This is a genomic window from Microbispora sp. CSR-4, assembly GCF_008033685.1.
GTDB lineage: Bacteria > Actinomycetota > Actinomycetes > Streptosporangiales > Streptosporangiaceae > Microbispora.
Genome location: NZ_VJVX01000033.1, coordinates 81,265 through 97,264, shown reverse-complemented (window position 1 = coordinate 97,264; position 16,000 = coordinate 81,265). Strand labels below are relative to the sequence as shown.

General features: G+C 71.3%; 15 protein-coding genes. 12 read left to right on the top strand and 3 right to left on the bottom strand.

Features of this window, described 5'->3' with window-relative positions; translation table 11 throughout:
- The coding region (locus FLV34_RS23595) for an acyl-CoA carboxylase subunit beta (RefSeq protein ID WP_147944071.1) at nucleotides 1-1,066 on the bottom strand (1,066 nt) is incomplete at its 3' end.
- 210 nt (nucleotides 1,067-1,276) lie between these two features.
- On the opposite strand from FLV34_RS23595, the gene FLV34_RS23590 reads away from it, so the two are divergent.
- From FLV34_RS23590 to FLV34_RS23580, 3 genes are all read left to right on the top strand, one after another.
- A complete protein-coding gene (locus FLV34_RS23590; protein ID WP_147944070.1) occupies nucleotides 1,277-2,038 on the top strand; it encodes an ABC transporter ATP-binding protein in 762 nt (253 codons plus the stop codon).
- A complete protein-coding gene (locus tag FLV34_RS23585) occupies nucleotides 2,017-3,603 on the top strand; it encodes a hypothetical protein (protein WP_168065732.1) in 1,587 nt (528 codons plus the stop codon). Before FLV34_RS23590 ends, FLV34_RS23585 begins: the two co-directional genes overlap by 22 nt.
- Nucleotides 3,604-3,734: 131 nt before the next feature.
- Nucleotides 3,735-6,371, top strand: coding sequence for a phosphoenolpyruvate carboxylase (locus tag FLV34_RS23580; RefSeq protein WP_142646441.1), 2,637 nt, complete (start codon nucleotides 3,735-3,737; stop codon nucleotides 6,369-6,371).
- A 62-nt stretch (nucleotides 6,372-6,433) separates the two neighbouring features.
- On the opposite strand, the gene fdhD is transcribed toward FLV34_RS23580, so the two are convergent.
- Nucleotides 6,434-7,333, bottom strand: a complete 900-nt coding sequence (gene fdhD, locus FLV34_RS23575; protein WP_205830000.1) for a formate dehydrogenase accessory sulfurtransferase FdhD — start codon at nucleotides 7,331-7,333, stop codon at nucleotides 6,434-6,436.
- A gap of 165 nt (nucleotides 7,334-7,498) precedes the next feature.
- Between fdhD and FLV34_RS23570 the strand changes: the two genes are divergently transcribed.
- From FLV34_RS23570 to FLV34_RS23535, 8 genes are all read left to right on the top strand, one after another.
- Complete coding sequence (locus FLV34_RS23570; protein ID WP_142646437.1) at nucleotides 7,499-8,344, top strand: biotin--[acetyl-CoA-carboxylase] ligase; 846 nt, start codon at nucleotides 7,499-7,501, stop codon at nucleotides 8,342-8,344.
- Nucleotides 8,345-8,409: 65 nt separating this feature from the next.
- Nucleotides 8,410-8,922 carry a PH domain-containing protein gene (locus tag FLV34_RS23565; RefSeq protein ID WP_142646435.1) on the top strand — a complete coding sequence of 171 codons (513 nt, stop codon included), beginning with the start codon at nucleotides 8,410-8,412 and terminating at the stop codon, nucleotides 8,920-8,922.
- Between the two features lie 38 nt (nucleotides 8,923-8,960).
- A complete protein-coding gene (locus FLV34_RS23560) occupies nucleotides 8,961-9,962 on the top strand; it encodes an adenylate/guanylate cyclase domain-containing protein (RefSeq protein WP_261985872.1) in 1,002 nt (333 codons plus the stop codon).
- A 10-nt stretch (nucleotides 9,963-9,972) separates the two neighbouring features.
- Nucleotides 9,973-11,058, top strand: coding sequence for an S-(hydroxymethyl)mycothiol dehydrogenase (locus FLV34_RS23555; protein ID WP_142646433.1), 1,086 nt, complete (start codon nucleotides 9,973-9,975; stop codon nucleotides 11,056-11,058).
- A 136-nt stretch (nucleotides 11,059-11,194) separates the two neighbouring features.
- Entirely contained in the window at nucleotides 11,195-11,374 is a 180-nt protein-coding gene (locus FLV34_RS23550) for a bacterioferritin-associated ferredoxin (RefSeq protein ID WP_142616586.1), read from the top strand.
- Between the two features lie 13 nt (nucleotides 11,375-11,387).
- The gene (bfr, locus tag FLV34_RS23545; RefSeq protein ID WP_142646431.1) at nucleotides 11,388-11,867 is read left to right on the top strand and encodes a bacterioferritin; all 480 of its coding nucleotides are present in this window, start codon (nucleotides 11,388-11,390) and stop codon (nucleotides 11,865-11,867) included.
- Between the two features lie 325 nt (nucleotides 11,868-12,192).
- Complete coding sequence (locus tag FLV34_RS23540) at nucleotides 12,193-12,861, top strand: response regulator transcription factor (RefSeq protein WP_030451323.1); 669 nt, start codon at nucleotides 12,193-12,195, stop codon at nucleotides 12,859-12,861.
- 35 nt (nucleotides 12,862-12,896) lie between these two features.
- Complete coding sequence (locus FLV34_RS23535; protein ID WP_168065730.1) at nucleotides 12,897-14,165, top strand: ATP-binding protein; 1,269 nt, start codon at nucleotides 12,897-12,899, stop codon at nucleotides 14,163-14,165.
- 4 nt (nucleotides 14,166-14,169) lie between these two features.
- Here FLV34_RS23535 and FLV34_RS23530 read toward each other — a convergent pair whose 3' ends face one another.
- Nucleotides 14,170-14,784, bottom strand: a complete 615-nt coding sequence (locus tag FLV34_RS23530; protein ID WP_221889887.1) for a GtrA family protein — start codon at nucleotides 14,782-14,784, stop codon at nucleotides 14,170-14,172.
- A gap of 242 nt (nucleotides 14,785-15,026) precedes the next feature.
- Here FLV34_RS23530 and FLV34_RS23525 point away from each other — a divergent pair, with 242 nt between their 5' ends.
- Nucleotides 15,027-15,989: a hypothetical protein gene (locus tag FLV34_RS23525; RefSeq protein WP_147944069.1), complete on the top strand. Its 963-nt coding sequence runs from the start codon at nucleotides 15,027-15,029 to the stop codon at nucleotides 15,987-15,989.
- The last annotated feature ends 11 nt before the right edge of the window (nucleotides 15,990-16,000 follow it).

Sequence of the window (16,000 nt, the reverse complement as noted above, 5' to 3'; positions counted from 1 at the left end):
CCTTCTCGGAGGCGGCGATGTCGAGCGTGCCGGCGAAGCTCATCGGCTGGTTGGCGACGACGCCCACCGACCGCCCCTCGACCCGGCCGAAGCCGACGATGATGTTCGGCGCGAAGCCCGCGTGGATCTCCAGGAACTCGCCGTCGTCGAGGACGTGCTCGATGACCGTGTGCATGTCGTACGGCTGGTTGGCCGAGTCGGGGACCAGCGTGTCGAGCTCGCGGTCCTCGTCGGTCGTCTCCAGGTCCGCCTCGACGTCGAAGGCGGGCGGGTCGTCCATGTTGTTGGACGGCAGATAGGACAGCAGCGCTTTGGCGAAGTCGAGGCAGTCCTGCTCGTCGGACGCCTCGTAGTGGGCGACGCCGGAGCGGGAGTTGTGCGTGTGCGCGCCGCCCAGCTCCTCGAACGTCACCTCCTCGCCGGTGACGGTCTTGATGACGTCGGGCCCGGTGATGAACATGTGCGACTTCTCCTGCACCATCAGGACGAAGTCGGTCAGCGCGGGGGAATACACGGCGCCGCCCGCGCACGGGCCCATGATCAGCGAGATCTGCGGGACCACGCCGGAGGCGTGCACGTTGCGCTTGAAGATCTCGGCGTACAGGCCGAGGGAGACCACGCCCTCCTGGATGCGCGCCCCGCCCGAGTCGTTGATGCCGATGACCGGGCAGCCGGTCTTGAGCGCGTGGTCCATGACCTTGACGATCTTCTCGCCGAAGACCTCGCCGAGCGACCCGCCGAAGACGGTGAAGTCCTGCGCGAACACCGCGACCGGCCGGCCGTCCACCGTGCCGTAGCCGGTCACGACCCCGTCGCCGTACGGGCGCTCGCGGTCGAGGCCGAACGCGGTGGCCCGGTGCCTGGCCAGCTCGTCGAACTCCACGAAGGAGCCCTCGTCGAGGAAGGCCGCCAGCCGCTCGCGGGCCGTCATCTTGCCCTTGGCGTGCTGTTTCTCCACCGCCCGCTGGGAGCCCGCGTGGGCCGCCTCGCTCCGGCGCCGTTCCAGATCGGCGATCTTGCCGGCGGTGGTGTGGATGTCGATCTCGGGGACGCGTTCGGCGCTCATCGCCCGCTCACCGTTCCTCGTGTGCTCAGCGGCCCTCGGGTCCCGAACGCCGCTCCGGGTCGCGTCGAATCCATGCCCGACAGGTTAACCAGAGCGGCATCGCGCGGTCGCTCCGGGTCGCGCGCAATGGGATCTACGGATGCCCCGCAGGAACGCGCCCCGTGCGCCGTTCGTTCGTCTTTACGACGGCTTTATACGACTGGGGGCTCCATGACGGATGCCGTACGGACGCAGGGATTGTTCAAGCGCTTCGGGCAGCAGGTGGCGGTCGGCGGTGTCGATCTGGTCGTCCCGAGGGGCAGCTTCGCCGGGCTGGTCGGCCCCAACGGCGCGGGCAAGACGACCACGCTGAGCATGGTCACCGGGCTGCTGCGCCCGGACGGCGGGCGGATCGAGATCGACGGCCACGACGTGTGGGCCGACCCGGTCAGCGTCAAGGCGCGCATCGGCGTGCTGCCCGAGGGCCTGCGGCTGTTCGAACGGCTGTCCGGCCGCGAACTGCTGATGTACTGCGGCCAGTTGCGCGGCATCCCCATCGACGAGGTCGGAAAGCGCGCCGACGAGCTGCTCAGGGTCATGGACCTGGTCGAGGCACAGGACAAGCTGGTGGTCGACTACTCCACCGGCATGCGCAAGAAGATCGGCCTCGCGGCGGCGCTGCTGCACAACCCGGGCGTGCTGTTCCTCGACGAGCCGTTCGAGGGCGTCGATCCCGTCTCCGCCAACACGCTGACCGAGGTGCTGCGCAGATATGTCGCCTCGGGCTCCACCGTCGTCTTCTCCAGCCACGTGATGGATCTGGTCGAGCGGTTGTGCGACTGGGTGTCGGTGATGAACCGCGGGTTCGTCGTCGCGCAGGGCCCGCTCGACGACGTACGGCAGGGCCGGACGCTCAACGAGGCGTTCCTCGATCTGGTCGGCGTGCGCGGCAACGGGGAGGAGGGCCTGTCGTGGCTGGGCTCGCCGGCATGACCTGGCTGTTCGTCCGGCTCAAGCTCAGCCTGGTGCGCGGGGGCCTGCGCGGCGACGCCGGCAGGCAGGCCGGCTTCGCCTTCTCCATGGTCGTCGCGCTTGTCGCGGCCGTCGCCGGTTTCGCCCTGGTGTCCCTCATCCGGTCCGCGCCGTCCGACATCGCCCTCGACCTCGTGGCGACGGCGTTCGCGATCTTCGCCATCGGGTGGGTCATCGTGCCGCTGACGGCGTTCGGCCTGGACGAGACGCTCGACCCGGCCCGGCTGGCCCTGTTTCCGCTGACCACCCGGCAGCTCGCGACCGGCATGCTGGCAGCGTCGGCGACCGGGCCGTGGCCGATCGCCTCGCTGATCGCGCTGTCCGGCGGCGTGGTCGCGCTCGCCCACGGTCCTGGCGGGGTGCTGCTCGGGGTGCCCGCGGTGATCCTCGTGTTCGCCTTCTGCCTCACCACGTCGCGCCTGGTGACCACCGGGCTGTCCGGCCTGCTGCGCACCCGCAGGGGACGCGATCTGCTGGCGGTCGCCGCCATCTTCGTGGTGCTGCTCGTCCAGGTGCCGAACCTGCTGGTCAACCGCGGCCTGTCCGGCGACCCCACGCGGATGCTGGCGTCGGTGGGCGACGCCCTGCGCTGGACGCCGCCGGGGCTGGCCGCGCACGCGATCGCCGACGGGGGCCTCATCGGCGTCGCCGAGCTGATCGTCGTCGCGATGTCGGTCGTCGTGCTGGGATGGCTGTGGGTCGCCGCGCTGCGGCACGCGCTGGTGCGGCCCGACGCCTCCAGCCAGGGCGGCGGCTCCGTCCGGAGGTCGGGCCGGATCTCGATCGGCCGGTTCCTGCCCGGCGGCATGCTCGGCGCGGTCGTCCTGAAGGAACTGAAGTACGCCGCGCGGGAGCCCCGGGGCCGGGTGAACTGGATCATGGCGCTGTGCGTCACCGTGATCGTCACGCTCTCCCTGCGCGGTGGGGACGGCGAGGCCGGCCTTGGTTCGGTGATCGGGCCCGCCTGCCTGGCGGCCGTCATGATCGGGTTGCAGGCGGGCAACTCCTTCGGCATCGACGGCAGGTCGCTGTGGATGAACGCCGTGGCGTTCTCCACCCCGCGCGACCTGCGTACCGACCTGGCCGGGCGGCACCTGGCCATGGCGGTCATCGGGGTGCCGCTGCTGCTCGCGGTGTCATTGTTCGCCGGCGTGGTGGGAGGAGGCGACGCCGCCTGGGCTCTCGCCGCCGTTCCTGTCGCCTGGGGCGTGCTCGGCGTCACCATGGGCGTCGGCGCGATCACCAGTGTGACCGCGCCCTACACCTACCCCGACCGCCTGAACGCCTTCAGCGGCGCCGCTCCCGGGCAGGGCGGGCAGGCGTTCGCGGCCTCCTTCGCCACGATGGTCGTCACCGGCGTGCTCACGCTGCCGGTCGTGCTGCCGGTCCTGTTGGGCCTGACCTGGTGGGCCGTGTTCGCCGTGCCGTACGGCGTGGCGGCCGCGTGGGCGGGACGCCGGATCGCCGCCGGTGTCGGCTTCGCCCGCCTCCCCGAGCTCCTCGCCGCCGTCTCCCGCCCCACCTGACCGTGCTCTCTTGCCGCGTCTCCGCGCGGAGGCGTTGTCCTGCTTCCGCGCGGGGGTGCGTTTTGAGTGGTCTAGTCCAATTGGTGAGACCGCCCTCGGGCTGCCGAGCGCGATTCGCTAGCCTTCGAAGCATGGCCGCCATCGCTCCTGCCGAACGTCACAACGCCGTAGCGGAGATGCCGGACGAACTCCGCGCTGACGTGCGCCTATTGGGTGGATTACTGGGACAGGTGATCGCCGAACACGGCGGTCCCGAGCTTCTCGCCGACGTGGAACGGCTCAGGAAGGCCGTGATCGCGGCCCGCCGCCGGGAGACGACGGCGGACGAGGTCGCGGCACTGGTGGCCGAATGGCCGGTAGACCGCGCCGTGCAGATCGCCCGCGCCTTCACCTGCTACTTCCATCTCGCCAACCTCGCCGAGGAGCACTACCGCATCCGCATCCTGCGGCAGCGCGACAGGGACGACGTGCCGCTGCGCGAGTCCCTCGCGGAGGCCGTGCAGCGGCTGCGGGGGGACGACCGGCTCCAGGACCTGATCGACGGGCTGGAGTTCCGGCCCGTGCTGACCGCCCACCCCACGGAGGCGCGGCGGCGGGCGATCGTCACCGCCATCCAGCGGATCAGCGCCCAGCTCGACGCCTACAACGCCCCCGGACGCGGCGCCGCCGAGCGGGAGGAGGCCCACCGGCGGCTGCTCGAGGAGATCGACATCCTGTGGAGGACCGCCCAGCTCCGCCACACCAGGCTCGACCCGCTCGACGAGGTTCGTACGGCGATGGCGGCGTTCGACGAGACGCTGTTCCGCACGGTGCCGCAGATCTACCGCTCGCTCGACGCGGCGCTCGGCCCCGGCACGGGGACGCGGGAGCCGCTGGCCAAGGCGTACATCCGCTACGGAAGCTGGATCGGCGGCGACCGCGACGGCAACCCCAACGTCACCGCCAAGGTGACCAGGGAGGCCATCCAGATCCAGGCCGAGCACGTGCTGATCGCGCTGGAGAACGCCACCACCCGGATCGGCAGGTCGCTCACCCTCGCCAGCGCCTACACGCCGCCGTCCGCCGAGCTGCGGTCCGCGCTCGCGCAGGCCGAGGACGATCACCCCGACCTGGTGTCGGAGATGGCCACCCGGTCGCCGCGCGAGCCGCACCGCCAGTGGCTGATGTTCGTGGCGGCCAGGATCGCCGCGACCCGCCGCCGCGACCTCGACCTCGCCTACCGCGCGCCCGCCGAGCTGCTGGCCGACCTGCGGCTCGCGCAGGACTCCCTGCGCGGGGCCGGCGCGGTACGGCAGGCGTACGGCGAGCTGCAGCACCTGATCTGGCAGGTCGAGACGTTCGGCTTCCACCTGGCCGAGCTGGAGGTGCGCCAGCACTCGGCGGTGCACGCGGCGGCGCTCAAGGAGATCGCCTCCGGCACGCTGTCGGAGCGCACCGAGGAGGTTCTGGCCACGATCCGGGTGATCGGGTGGATCCAGGAGCGCTTCGGCGTGGCCGCCTGCTCCCGCTATGTCGTGTCGTTCACCCGCTCCGCCGACGACATCGCGGCCGTCTACGAGCTGGCCAGGCACGCCCTGGGCGACCGCGCCCCGGTGCTCGACGTGGTCCCGCTGTTCGAGTCGGGTGAGGACCTTGACAACTCCACCGTCGTGCTGGAGGGCATGGTCAAGCTGGAGCCCGTACGCCGGCGGCTCGCCGACAACGGGCGGCGCATGGAGGTCATGCTCGGCTACTCCGACTCGGCCAAGGAGCTCGGCCCGGCGGCGGCCACGCTGCGCCTTTACGACGCGCAGGCGGCGCTGACCGCCTGGGCCGCGGCCAACGACGTCAGGCTCACGCTCTTCCACGGCCGGGGCGGCGCGCTCGGCCGGGGCGGCGGCCCGGCCAACCGGGCGGTGCTCGCCCAGGCCCCGGGATCGGTCGCCGGCCGGTTCAAGGTGACCGAGCAGGGCGAGGTCATCTTCGCGCGCTACGGCCACTCGGCGATCGCCAAGCGGCACATCGAGCAGGTCACCAACGCCGTGCTGCTCGCGTCCACCTCGGCGGTGGAGTCGAGCACGGCCGCGGCGGCGGCGAAGTTCCGCCGGATGGCCGAGACCGTGGCCGGCGCCTCCGAGCGCGCCTATCGGGCGCTGACCGAGGCACCGGGCTTCCCCGAATGGTTCGCGCTGGTCAGCCCGCTTGAGGAGATCGGCTCGCTGCGGCTCGGCTCCCGTCCCGCGCGGCGCGGCCTCGGCGCGCCCCGCTCGCTCGACGACCTGCGGGCCATCCCGTGGGTGTTCGCCTGGGCCCAGACGCGGGTCAACCTCCCCGGCTGGTACGGCCTGGGCAGCGGCCTGGCCGCCGTGGTCACCGACGGCGGGATGGCCGAACTGCGCTCGGCCTACAAGGAGTGGCCGCTGTTCGCCTCGATGCTCGACAACGCGGAGATGTCGCTGGCCAAGACCGACCGCTCGATCGCGTCCCGCTATCTGGCCCTGGGCGGCCGCAGCGACTTCGCCGAGCAGGTCCTGGAGGAGTACGACCTGACGAGGCGGCTGGTGCTCGAAGTGACCGGCCACGCCCGCCTGCTGGAGAACCGGCGCGTGCTGTCGCGGGCCGTGCAGCTCCGCGACCCCTACGTGGACGCGCTCAGCCACCTCCAGCTCCGGGCGCTGTCGGCGCTGCGGGCGCCGGGCGACCTTTCGGAGGAGGAGCGCGAGCGCCTGTCCACGCTGCTGCTGCTCAGCGTGAACGGCGTCGCGGCCGGCCTGCAGAACACGGGCTGACGACGGCCCGCCTGAGCCGGTGGTCGCGCGCGGCGACGCCCGCGACCACCGGCACAGGCGGCTCAGGCGGTCTCGGCCTGCTCGGCCTCGATCCGCCCGACCTCGATCCGATCCGGGCAGGCGTAGATGTTGAAGCGCTCCTCGCGCAGGAAGCCCACGAGCGTGACGCCGAACTCGCGCGCCAGATCGACGGCGAGCGAGGAGGGCGCGGACACGGCGCACACGATCTGGATCCCGGCGCTCGCGGCCTTCTGCATGATCTCGTAGCCGACCCGGCCGCTGACCAGCAGCACGTGCCGGTCGAGCGGGGTCCGGCCGCCGAGCATCGCCCAGCCGACCAGCTTGTCGACGGCGTTGTGCCGTCCCACGTCCTCCCGCACGGCCAGCGGCGTGCCGTCGGGCGTGAACAGCCCGGCGGCGTGCAGCCCGCCCGTCCTGCCGAACACCCCCTGGGCCTCCCGCAGCCGGTCGGGCAGGCCGTACAGGGTCGTGGCGGACACGGCGACCGGCGTGCGCGCGGCAGGCACGGCGCAGCGGTCGCGCAGGGCGTCGAGGCTCGCCGTGCCGCAGACGCCGCACGCGCTCGACGTCAGGAAGTTGCGCGCCGCCGCGCCGAGGTCGGGGAGCCGGGTGGCGGTGAGCCGCACCGTCACGGTGTTGTAGCGCGCCTCGGGGTCCAGGTCCTCGTCGGTGCAGTAGCCGATGGCGGCGATGTCGCCGGGGCCTGCGATGCCCTCGCCGTGCAGGAACCCCGCCGCGAGCTCGAAGTCCGCGCCCGGCGTCCGCATCGTGATCGCCACCGTACGGCTCTCGCCTCCGGCAAGCAGCCGGATCTCCAGCGGTTCCTCCGTGGCCAGGTCGTCACGCCGGTCGCGTACGGCCGATCCGGACACCCTCCGGACGCGTGACCGGGTGACGGGCCCCAGACGGGCAGTGGGCCGCGCCGCGCCGTCCGATTCCATCTGTCTTCCTCCTTGGCGGCATGGCTGCTGATCCATCCCGTACGCAGCCTGCCACGCCGCCGGCCGGCCGTCGCCCGCCGGGTGGGCCCGGGATGCCCGGCAAGCGTGGTTCCAGCGGACGGACGGCGCGGCGGGGGCGGGTCCGCGGGCCGATAGCCTGGGGGCGTGCCCGACTCGCCGTACGCCGATCTCGACCGGCCTCCGCTGTCCGAGACCGCGCTGACCAGGGCGCTGGTGCGCCCGGGCTCGCTGTGGTCGTCCATCCGCGTGGTCGAGCGGACCGGCTCCACCAACGCCGACCTGGCCAGGACCGTGCGCGACGACCCGGCCGAGGGCGCCGTGCTCGTCGCGGAAGTGCAGTCCGCCGGGCGGGGCAGGCTGGGCCGCACGTGGAGCGCGCCGCCGCGCTCCGGGCTGACGTTCTCGATGCTGCTGCGGCCGGAGGTGCCGCTCGCCCGGCAGGGCTGGCTGGCGCTGCTGGTCGGCCTCGCCGCCGCCTCGGCCGTACGGCGGATCGCGGAGATCGACGTGCGGCTCAAGTGGCCCAACGACCTCATGGTGGGAGAGCGCAAGCTCGCCGGGATCCTGGCCGAGCGGGTGGACCGCATGGTGGTCATCGGCATGGGGCTCAACGTCTCGCTGCGGCCGGAGGAGCTGCCCGTGGAGCGGGCCACGTCCCTCGCCGTCGAGAACGCCGTCTGCACCGACCGCGACCCGCTGCTGCGCGCGATCCTGCGGGAGATCGAGTCGCACTACCGGGAGTGGACGGTCGCCGGCGGCGACCCGGACACCTCGGGCCTGCGTGCCGCCTACCTCGCCTGGTCGTCCACCGTGGGCCAGGAGGTCAGGGTCGAGCTGCCCGGCGACCGGGTGCTGACCGGCCTGGCGACCGGCGTCGACGCGTCCGGTCACCTGGTCGTGCGCGCCCAGGACGGAGAGCACACGCTCAGCGCGGGCGACGTCGTCCACGTGCGCCGGTCGCCGGAGACCGGGCCGCCCGTCTCCGAATGATCGGAGCCGCCGGGCGATCGGGCGAACACATGCAATCGACCGGCGATCGTGTCACGATTTGCGCCATGGGTCTCCCCGATCAATATCTGGCCGACGGCGAGCGGGTCGTTCTGTCGTTCCATCCGCACTGGAAGCGGCTGATCCTTCCGTTCCTCGCCCTCATCGTCGTGCTGGCCGCCGCCGTCGCGGCCTTCATCTTCATCCCCGGCGACTACGAATACGCGGGATACGCCCGCGGCGCGGTGGCCGTCGTCGCCTTCGTCGCGCTGGTCCTGTGGACGATCATCCCCTACCTGCGCTGGGTCACGACGTCGTACACGCTGACCTCGCACCGCTTCGCGATCAGCATCGGAGTGCTGAACAAGTCGGAGGACGACATCCCGCTGGCCAAGGTGAGCAGCGTGAGCTCCGACCAGCGGCTCATCGAGCGGATCCTCGGATGCGGCACGCTCCGGGTCGAGTCGGCCTCGGAGAAGGGCGACATCGACTATCGCGACATCCCCCAGATCCAGCGGGTGCGGCACGAGCTGTTCCGGCTGGTGGAGGACGCCGCGGACGGGAACATCGACGGGGAATGAACGCGGCGCGGCCTGCGCGCCGCGCGGGGGAGGGGGACGTGGACACTAGCGGGCGGCCAGGCGCCGACGACATGCGGCGGCTGTTCCTGGGGCAGGCACCGGCCTACACCCGGAGGCAGGTCGCCGAGGCGGCCGGCATCCCGCAGGACCTGGCGGCGCGGATCTGGCGGGCCCTCGGCTTCGCCACGTTCTCCGACGACGCCGTGGCGTTCACCGAGGCCGACCTGGAGTCCCTGCGCCGCATCCGCGACCTGATCGACACGGAGACGCTCGACGAGCGCACCGTCATCCGCATGGCCAGGGCCCTCGGCCGTACGACCGCGCGGCTCGCCCAGTGGCAGGCCGAGATCATGCTGGACGCGCTGATCCAGCCCGGCGCGAAGGCGGGGGAGGACGCGCTGCGGCAGGTGGTGGACACGGTCAGCCGCCTGCTGCTGGACTTCGAGCAGACGCTGGTGCACGTCTGGCGCTCCCAGCTCGCCGCGACCGCGAGCCGGCTGGTCTCCCTCGCCGAGCCCGGCGAGGACGTCTCGCCGACCCGGCCGAGGCTCGGGGTCGGGTTCGCCGACCTCGTCGCCTTCACCCGCGTGTCGCGGGAGCTGGACGAGCTGGCGCTGGCCGACCTGGTCGAGGGGTTCGAGTCGCGGGCCTCCGACGTGATCGCGGCGCACGACGGCCGGCTGGTCAAGACGCTCGGCGACGAGGTGCTCTTCACCGCCGCCGACCCGAGGACCGCCGCCCTCATCGCCCTCGATTTGATCGACGAGCTCAAACGCGACGCCGAGGGGCCCGACGTGCGGGTCGGGCTGGCGTACGGCCCGGTGCTCCCGGCGATGGGCGACGTCTTCGGCACGACGGTCAACCTGGCGGCCCGGCTGACGGCCATCGCCAGGCCCGGCACGATCCTGGCCGACAGCGAGCTGGCCGCAGGCCTCACCGGTGCTCCCGGCGTCGACCTGGTCAAACTCCGCCGCCGTCCCGCCCGCGGGCTCGGCGTGGTGGAGCCGTATGTTCTGAGGAGATCCACCCGAGAAAGTTGAGGTGCAGCACATGCCGTACGAAGTCCAGGGCGTGGTGGCGCGCGGCAAGGGTGAGGCGGTGACGCTGGAGACGGTCGTCGTGCCCGACCCGGGGCCCGGCGAGGCGGTCGTGAACGTGCAGGCCTGCGGGGTCTGCCACACCGACCTCCACTATCGCGAGGGCGGCATCAACGACGACTTCCCGTTCCTCCTGGGCCACGAGGCCGCGGGCGTCGTCGAGGCGGTCGGCCCTGGCGTGACCGACGTAGAGCCCGGCGACTACGTGATCCTCAACTGGCGGGCGGTGTGCGGGCAGTGCCGCGCGTGCCTGCGGGGCAGGCCGTGGTACTGCTTCGCCACCCACAACGCGGCGCAGAAGATGACGCTGGCCGACGGCACCGTGCTCAGCCCGGCGCTCGGCATCGGGGCCTTCCTGGAGAAGACCCTGGTGGCGGCCGGGCAGTGCACGAAGGTCAACCCGGCGGCCAAGCCGGCCGTCGCCGGGCTGCTCGGCTGCGGCGTGATGGCCGGTCTCGGGGCCGCGATCAACACCGGCGGCGTGACCCGGGGCGACTCGGTCGCGGTGATCGGCTGCGGCGGCGTGGGCAACGCGGCCATCGCGGGCGCCCAGCTCGCCGGCGCGACCACGATCATCGCGGTGGACGTGGACGACCGCAAGCTCGACTGGGCTCGCGGCTTCGGCGCCACGCACACGGTCAACTCCCGGGAGACCGACCCGGTGGAGGCGATCCGCGAGCTGACCGGCGGGTTCGGCGCCGACGTCGTGATCGAGGCGGTGGGCCGTCCCGAGACGTACAAGCAGGCGTTCTACGCCCGCGACCTGGCCGGGACCGTCGTGCTGGTCGGCGTGCCGACGCCGGAGATGCAGATCGAACTGCCGCTGCTCGACGTCTTCGGCCGCGGCGGCGCGCTCAAGTCCTCCTGGTACGGCGACTGCCTGCCCAGCCGTGACTTCCCCATGCTGATCGACCTCTACCTGCAGGGACGGCTCGACCTCGAGGGGTTCGTCACCGAGACCATCGGCCTCGACCAGGTCGAGGAGGCGTTCGGCAAGATGCACCGCGGGGAGGTGCTGCGCTCCGTCGTGGTGCTCTGACGCGCGCGTGAAGGGCGGCGCTTCCGCTTTGCGGAGTGCCGCCCTTTCTGTGCCATGGAACACATAGGCAAGCCTTACCAAAGTAGGTTATCTTAGGTATGCCTAACCTTCCTCAAGATCCCTGAGAGGCCGCTTCATGTACGTCTGCATCTGCCGCGCCGTCACCGAGAGCGAGGTGCACGACTGCATCGCCGACGGGGCGAGGACGGCTCGCCAGGTGCGGGACGCGACCGGTGCAGGGGGGGACTGCGCGTCCTGCGTCCGGAAGATCTGTGCGATCCTGAAACGGTCAGAGGACCTGGTCACCAGCGCATAGATCGAGGAAGCTTATGCAGGGCGACAAAGAGATCATCGCGCTGCTCAACGAGCAGCTCACCTCCGAGCTGACCGCCATCAACCAGTACTTCCTGCACGCGAAGCTACAGGAGAACTGGGGATATACGAAGCTCGCCGCGACCACGCGGGCGGAGTCCATCGACGAGATGCGGCACGCGGAGGAACTCACCGACCGGATCCTGTTCCTGGAGGGTCTGCCGAACTACCAGAAGCTGAACACCCTGCATATCGGCCAGACCGTCAGGGAGCAGCTTCAGGCCGACCTGGAGCTGGAGCTGGGCGTGGTCAAGCGCCTGCGGCCCGGCATCGCGCTCATGCGGGAGCGGGGGGACATCACCTCGGCCACGCTCTTCGAGCGCATCCTGGCCGACGAGGAGCACCACATCGACTATCTGGAAACCGAGCTGGGCCTCCTGGAGAGCCTGGGCGAACAGCTGTACCTTCAGCGGTACGCGGAACCGCCGTCCGCCTGAGCCGTGCGCTCCCGAGCCGGGCTCCCGAGCCGGGCTCCCGAGCCGGGCTCCCGTGGCCCGGCGCACCCCCGGCCGTCGCTCGCACGGACGGGAAATCAGATGCACAACGCCCGTCGTCATCGCTTCGACGGGCGTTTTTCACGCCATTATGCGGTTTCCAGCGACGAAGTTCGAAATGGTCGAGAATAGGATAGAAGATCGCGTCGCTTCCGTGCTGACTATCCCGGATTTATCAGTGTTTGCCCAGGTCAATTGATGGGTCAACGACAAGTCAAAAGGCGCGCTGTAGCCGGGAAACGATCGCACAAGGTCCTACGATCGCACCATGACCTGCGTACTTCTCGCCGAGGATGACACCTCGATTTCCGAGCCGCTGGCGCGAGCCCTGCGCCGGGAGGGCTATCAGGTGGAGGTGAGCCCCGATGGCCCGCAGGCCCTGGAGAGGGCCTTGTCGGGGGGCGTCGACCTGATTGTTCTCGACCTCGGCCTTCCAGAGATGGACGGGCTGGAGGTCGCGCGCCGCATTCGCGCGGAGGGACACGGGACTCCGGTCCTGATCCTCACCGCCCGTGTCGACGAAGTCGACACCGTCGTCGGTCTCGACGCCGGGGCCGATGACTACGTCACCAAGCCGTTCCGCCTGGCAGAACTGCTCGCCCGGGTGCGAGCCCTGCTCCGGCGCGGAACATCGGAGACCCCGGTGGTGCAAGGCGTCCGCATCGACGCCGACTCGCGCCGGGCCTGGATGGGAGACAAGGAACTGCACCTGACCACCAAGGAGTTCGACCTGCTCCGCGTGCTCGTACGGGACGCCGGCAAGGTCGTCACCCGCGAGCAGATCATGCGCGAGGTGTGGGACACGAACTGGTGGGGGTCGACGAAGACACTGGACATGCACATCTCGTGGCTGCGCCGCAAGCTCGGAGACGACGCGGCCAAGCCGCGCTACATCACGACAGTCCGAGGGGTCGGCTTCCGTTTCGAGCGCGAGTAGCCGCCGTGGGGCGGTTGCGGGGGAGGGGCTAGCACGTGCGCCGGCGCCTGCTTTCCTCCATGCTGCTCGTCGCGGTCATCGCGGTACTGCTGTTAGGCGTGCCCCTGGGTGTCGTCGTCGTGCGCTTGATCAGCGACGAGGTCGCCCAGGAGCTCAGAACGGACGCGAGCCGGCTGCTGCTCGGAGTGGAGTACTCCCTCAGCCAGGGCCTGGAGATCAGTCCGGACCAGCTCGCGCGGAACTACCCGGACCGGTACCTCCAGGTGTACGTCCGCGGGAAACCGCCGATCGTCGTGGGCTCGCCTCCACCGGCGGGCCGCGATCTGACCGAGGAGGCGCGCTCCGAGAACGGATACGTACGCGTCAGCCGTGACGCGGCCCAGGTCCAACAGGACACCCATGCGCGGCTGGTGCTCATCATCGCGCTGGCCGTCGTGGCCCTCGGGGCCGCGATCGGACTGGCGACCGTCACCTCGCGTCGCCTGAACCTGCCGCTTCAGGATCTCACCAGGATCGCGGAGCGGCTGGGCTCGGGCGACGCGAGGCCGAGCAGGCACCGCTACGGCATCCCCGAGCTGGATCTCGTGGCCGAGGTGCTGGACCGCAGCGCGCTGCGGATCTCCGACCTGCTCGCGCGGGAGCGCGAGTTCGCGACCGACGCCTCCCACCAACTCCGTACGCCGCTGACCGGGCTGAGCATGCGCCTGGAGGAGATCGTCGCGGCGGCCGATCAGCCCGACGTGGTGCGCGAGGAGGGCGAGGCCGCGGTCGTGCAGGTCGAGCGGCTGACCGCCGTGATCGACGAGCTGCTGGCCGCCGCCCGCCGCCAGCGCCACGCCCAGGCTGCGCCGATCGACGTGGACGACGTGGTGGGCCAGCAGATCACCGAATGGGAGCCGGCGTTCCGCCGGGCCCACCGCTCGCTGGTGCTCGCGGGCGACCGCGGCCTCAGCGCGCTCGGCACGACCGGCGGGCTCAGCCAGGTGCTGTCCACCCTGCTGGAGAACTCCCTCAAGCACGGCGACGGCGTGCTGACGATCAACACATCGAGTACGGGCAGGTCTGTGGTGATCGAGGTGGCCGACGAGGGCCCGGGCATTCCGGACGCCCTCGGCCACCGGGTGTTCGAGCGGAGCGTCAGTGGGGGAGGCGGCACGGGCCTGGGGCTCACCCTCGCCCGCGCCCTGGTGGCGGCCGACGGCGGGCGGCTTGAGCTGGTCAAACGCCGCCCGGCGACGTTCGCCATCTTCTTACGCCACACCCGCGACAGCGGGCGTCATCGCGTGGTGAGCGGCCCCGCCTGACGGATCAACTGGTGGCGAGGGGGTCGGGCTGCGCCTTCACGTCCGGGTGGGGGCGCGCGTCCGAGTGGGACCGTACGTCGGGGTGGGACCGTACGTCGGGGTGGGACCGTACGTCGGGGTGGGGCAGCGCGCCCACCTTCTCGACGGCCCCCTCGGCGGGCTCCTCGGACTTCTCCGGGGCCAGCTCCGGAACGGCCAGGAACACCCACTTCTTGTAGGACCAGAAGCGGAACAGCGTGCCCAGCCCCACGCCGACGAACTGGGCGATGTTGTAGCTCACCGCGTCGTGCAGGCCCAGCGAGTAGCTCACGAAGCCGATCGTGAGCAGCGGGGGCAGCAGCCCGATGCCGTTCAGCAGGAAGAACAGGACGTACTCACGCGCCAGGCCGCTCTGCTCCCGGTGACGGTAGGTCCAGAAGCGGTTGCCCGCGTACGCGAACGTGGCGGCGACGATCGTGGCCACGACCTTGGAGGACAGCGGGCCCATGCCGATGCCGAACCGCAGCAGGTTGGTGCCGCCGAAGTCGATGACGAACGCGATCGCGCCCACCAGGCCAAACTTGATCAACTCATGGATGAGCGCGGCGAACCGCTCGTAGGCGCGTCGTAGCAACTGCACGTCCCGTACGGTCCTTCCTGATCGGCGGCCACGGTCGGCGGCGAGGTCTTCTCAGGCTACCGTTCACAAGCACAAATCGGGGTCTTGCCGCAACCTTCGCCCGCTTCGTCCCAGGTCATCAAAGAACATTTCAAGAAAAATCCCGCTATCTGGGATGAGTGGCCGGTCTTCGCACTACGCTCTCGCCCGACCAGGATCACTTCGTTCGGGGACGTACGCGTTCTGGAGAGGTGGCCTCACTCGTGTTCCGCAGACTCACGGCCCTCGGTCTCGGCCTCGTCCTGCTCGCGGGGTGTGGGACCGAGGGCCTCCGCGAGACCCCCGCCGACCCGGGCGAGACGCCCCCGGCGACGGTCGAGATCACCATGGCCGACGCGCAGGAGGCCTTCGACGGCCTCGGCGACCTGGCGGACGCCTGGAAGGACCGCGACTGCGCCCAGATCCAGCAGCTCACGACCGGTGCGGAGGGCGCCATCGCGAGCGGGGTCTGCGCGGCCGCTCGGGACGGCTACGCCGCGCCCGCCTTCCGGGCCTACCACGATCCGGAGTTCCTGCTGCCCCACCGCGAGGACGGCGAGAACGGCGCCTGGTTCGCCGTGCTGGCCCGAAAGCCCCAGCCGGCCTACTTCGTCTTCGTATGGGAGGACGGCCGATGGCGGCTCGGCGCCGGGCCTATCCTGCTCGTCGGCAAGGCGCCCGCGATGGACGGCGCGGTGCTCGACGCGGAGGCCGTTCCGGACGCGGCCGTCGCGGCGCGGCTCGCGCCCACCCGGCACGTCGCGTTCCTGACCGATCCCTCCGGGGTGGACGGCGCCGGGGTCAGCGGGGTGCGCCTCGCCTCCGGTGACCCCATGCGCCGCCTCCTCGTGGAGCTGGTCCGTGCCCCCGGCAGGGCCCGCCCCGATCGCCTGACCACCGACGTGCGCATCGAGGGACCGGCCCGCGCGCTCGCGCTGCCCGCCGGCGGGGCGCTGGTGTTCCACGCGCTGCGCGTCGTCTTCACCCAGAAGCCGGGCTCGGGCCGTTCCTCCCTCGCGCACCCCCGCTATCGGGCCGCGGACGTACGCGCCTTCACGGGCGGCGCGGCCACGACCGTCACCGGCGGCGAGATCGTGGTGCTGGCGACCAAGGTTGCGAAGGACACCACGATGACGACGATCGGCATGCGCAGGGTCCTCGCCGACATCCGCAAGGGATCCGGCTGACGGGGTTTCGC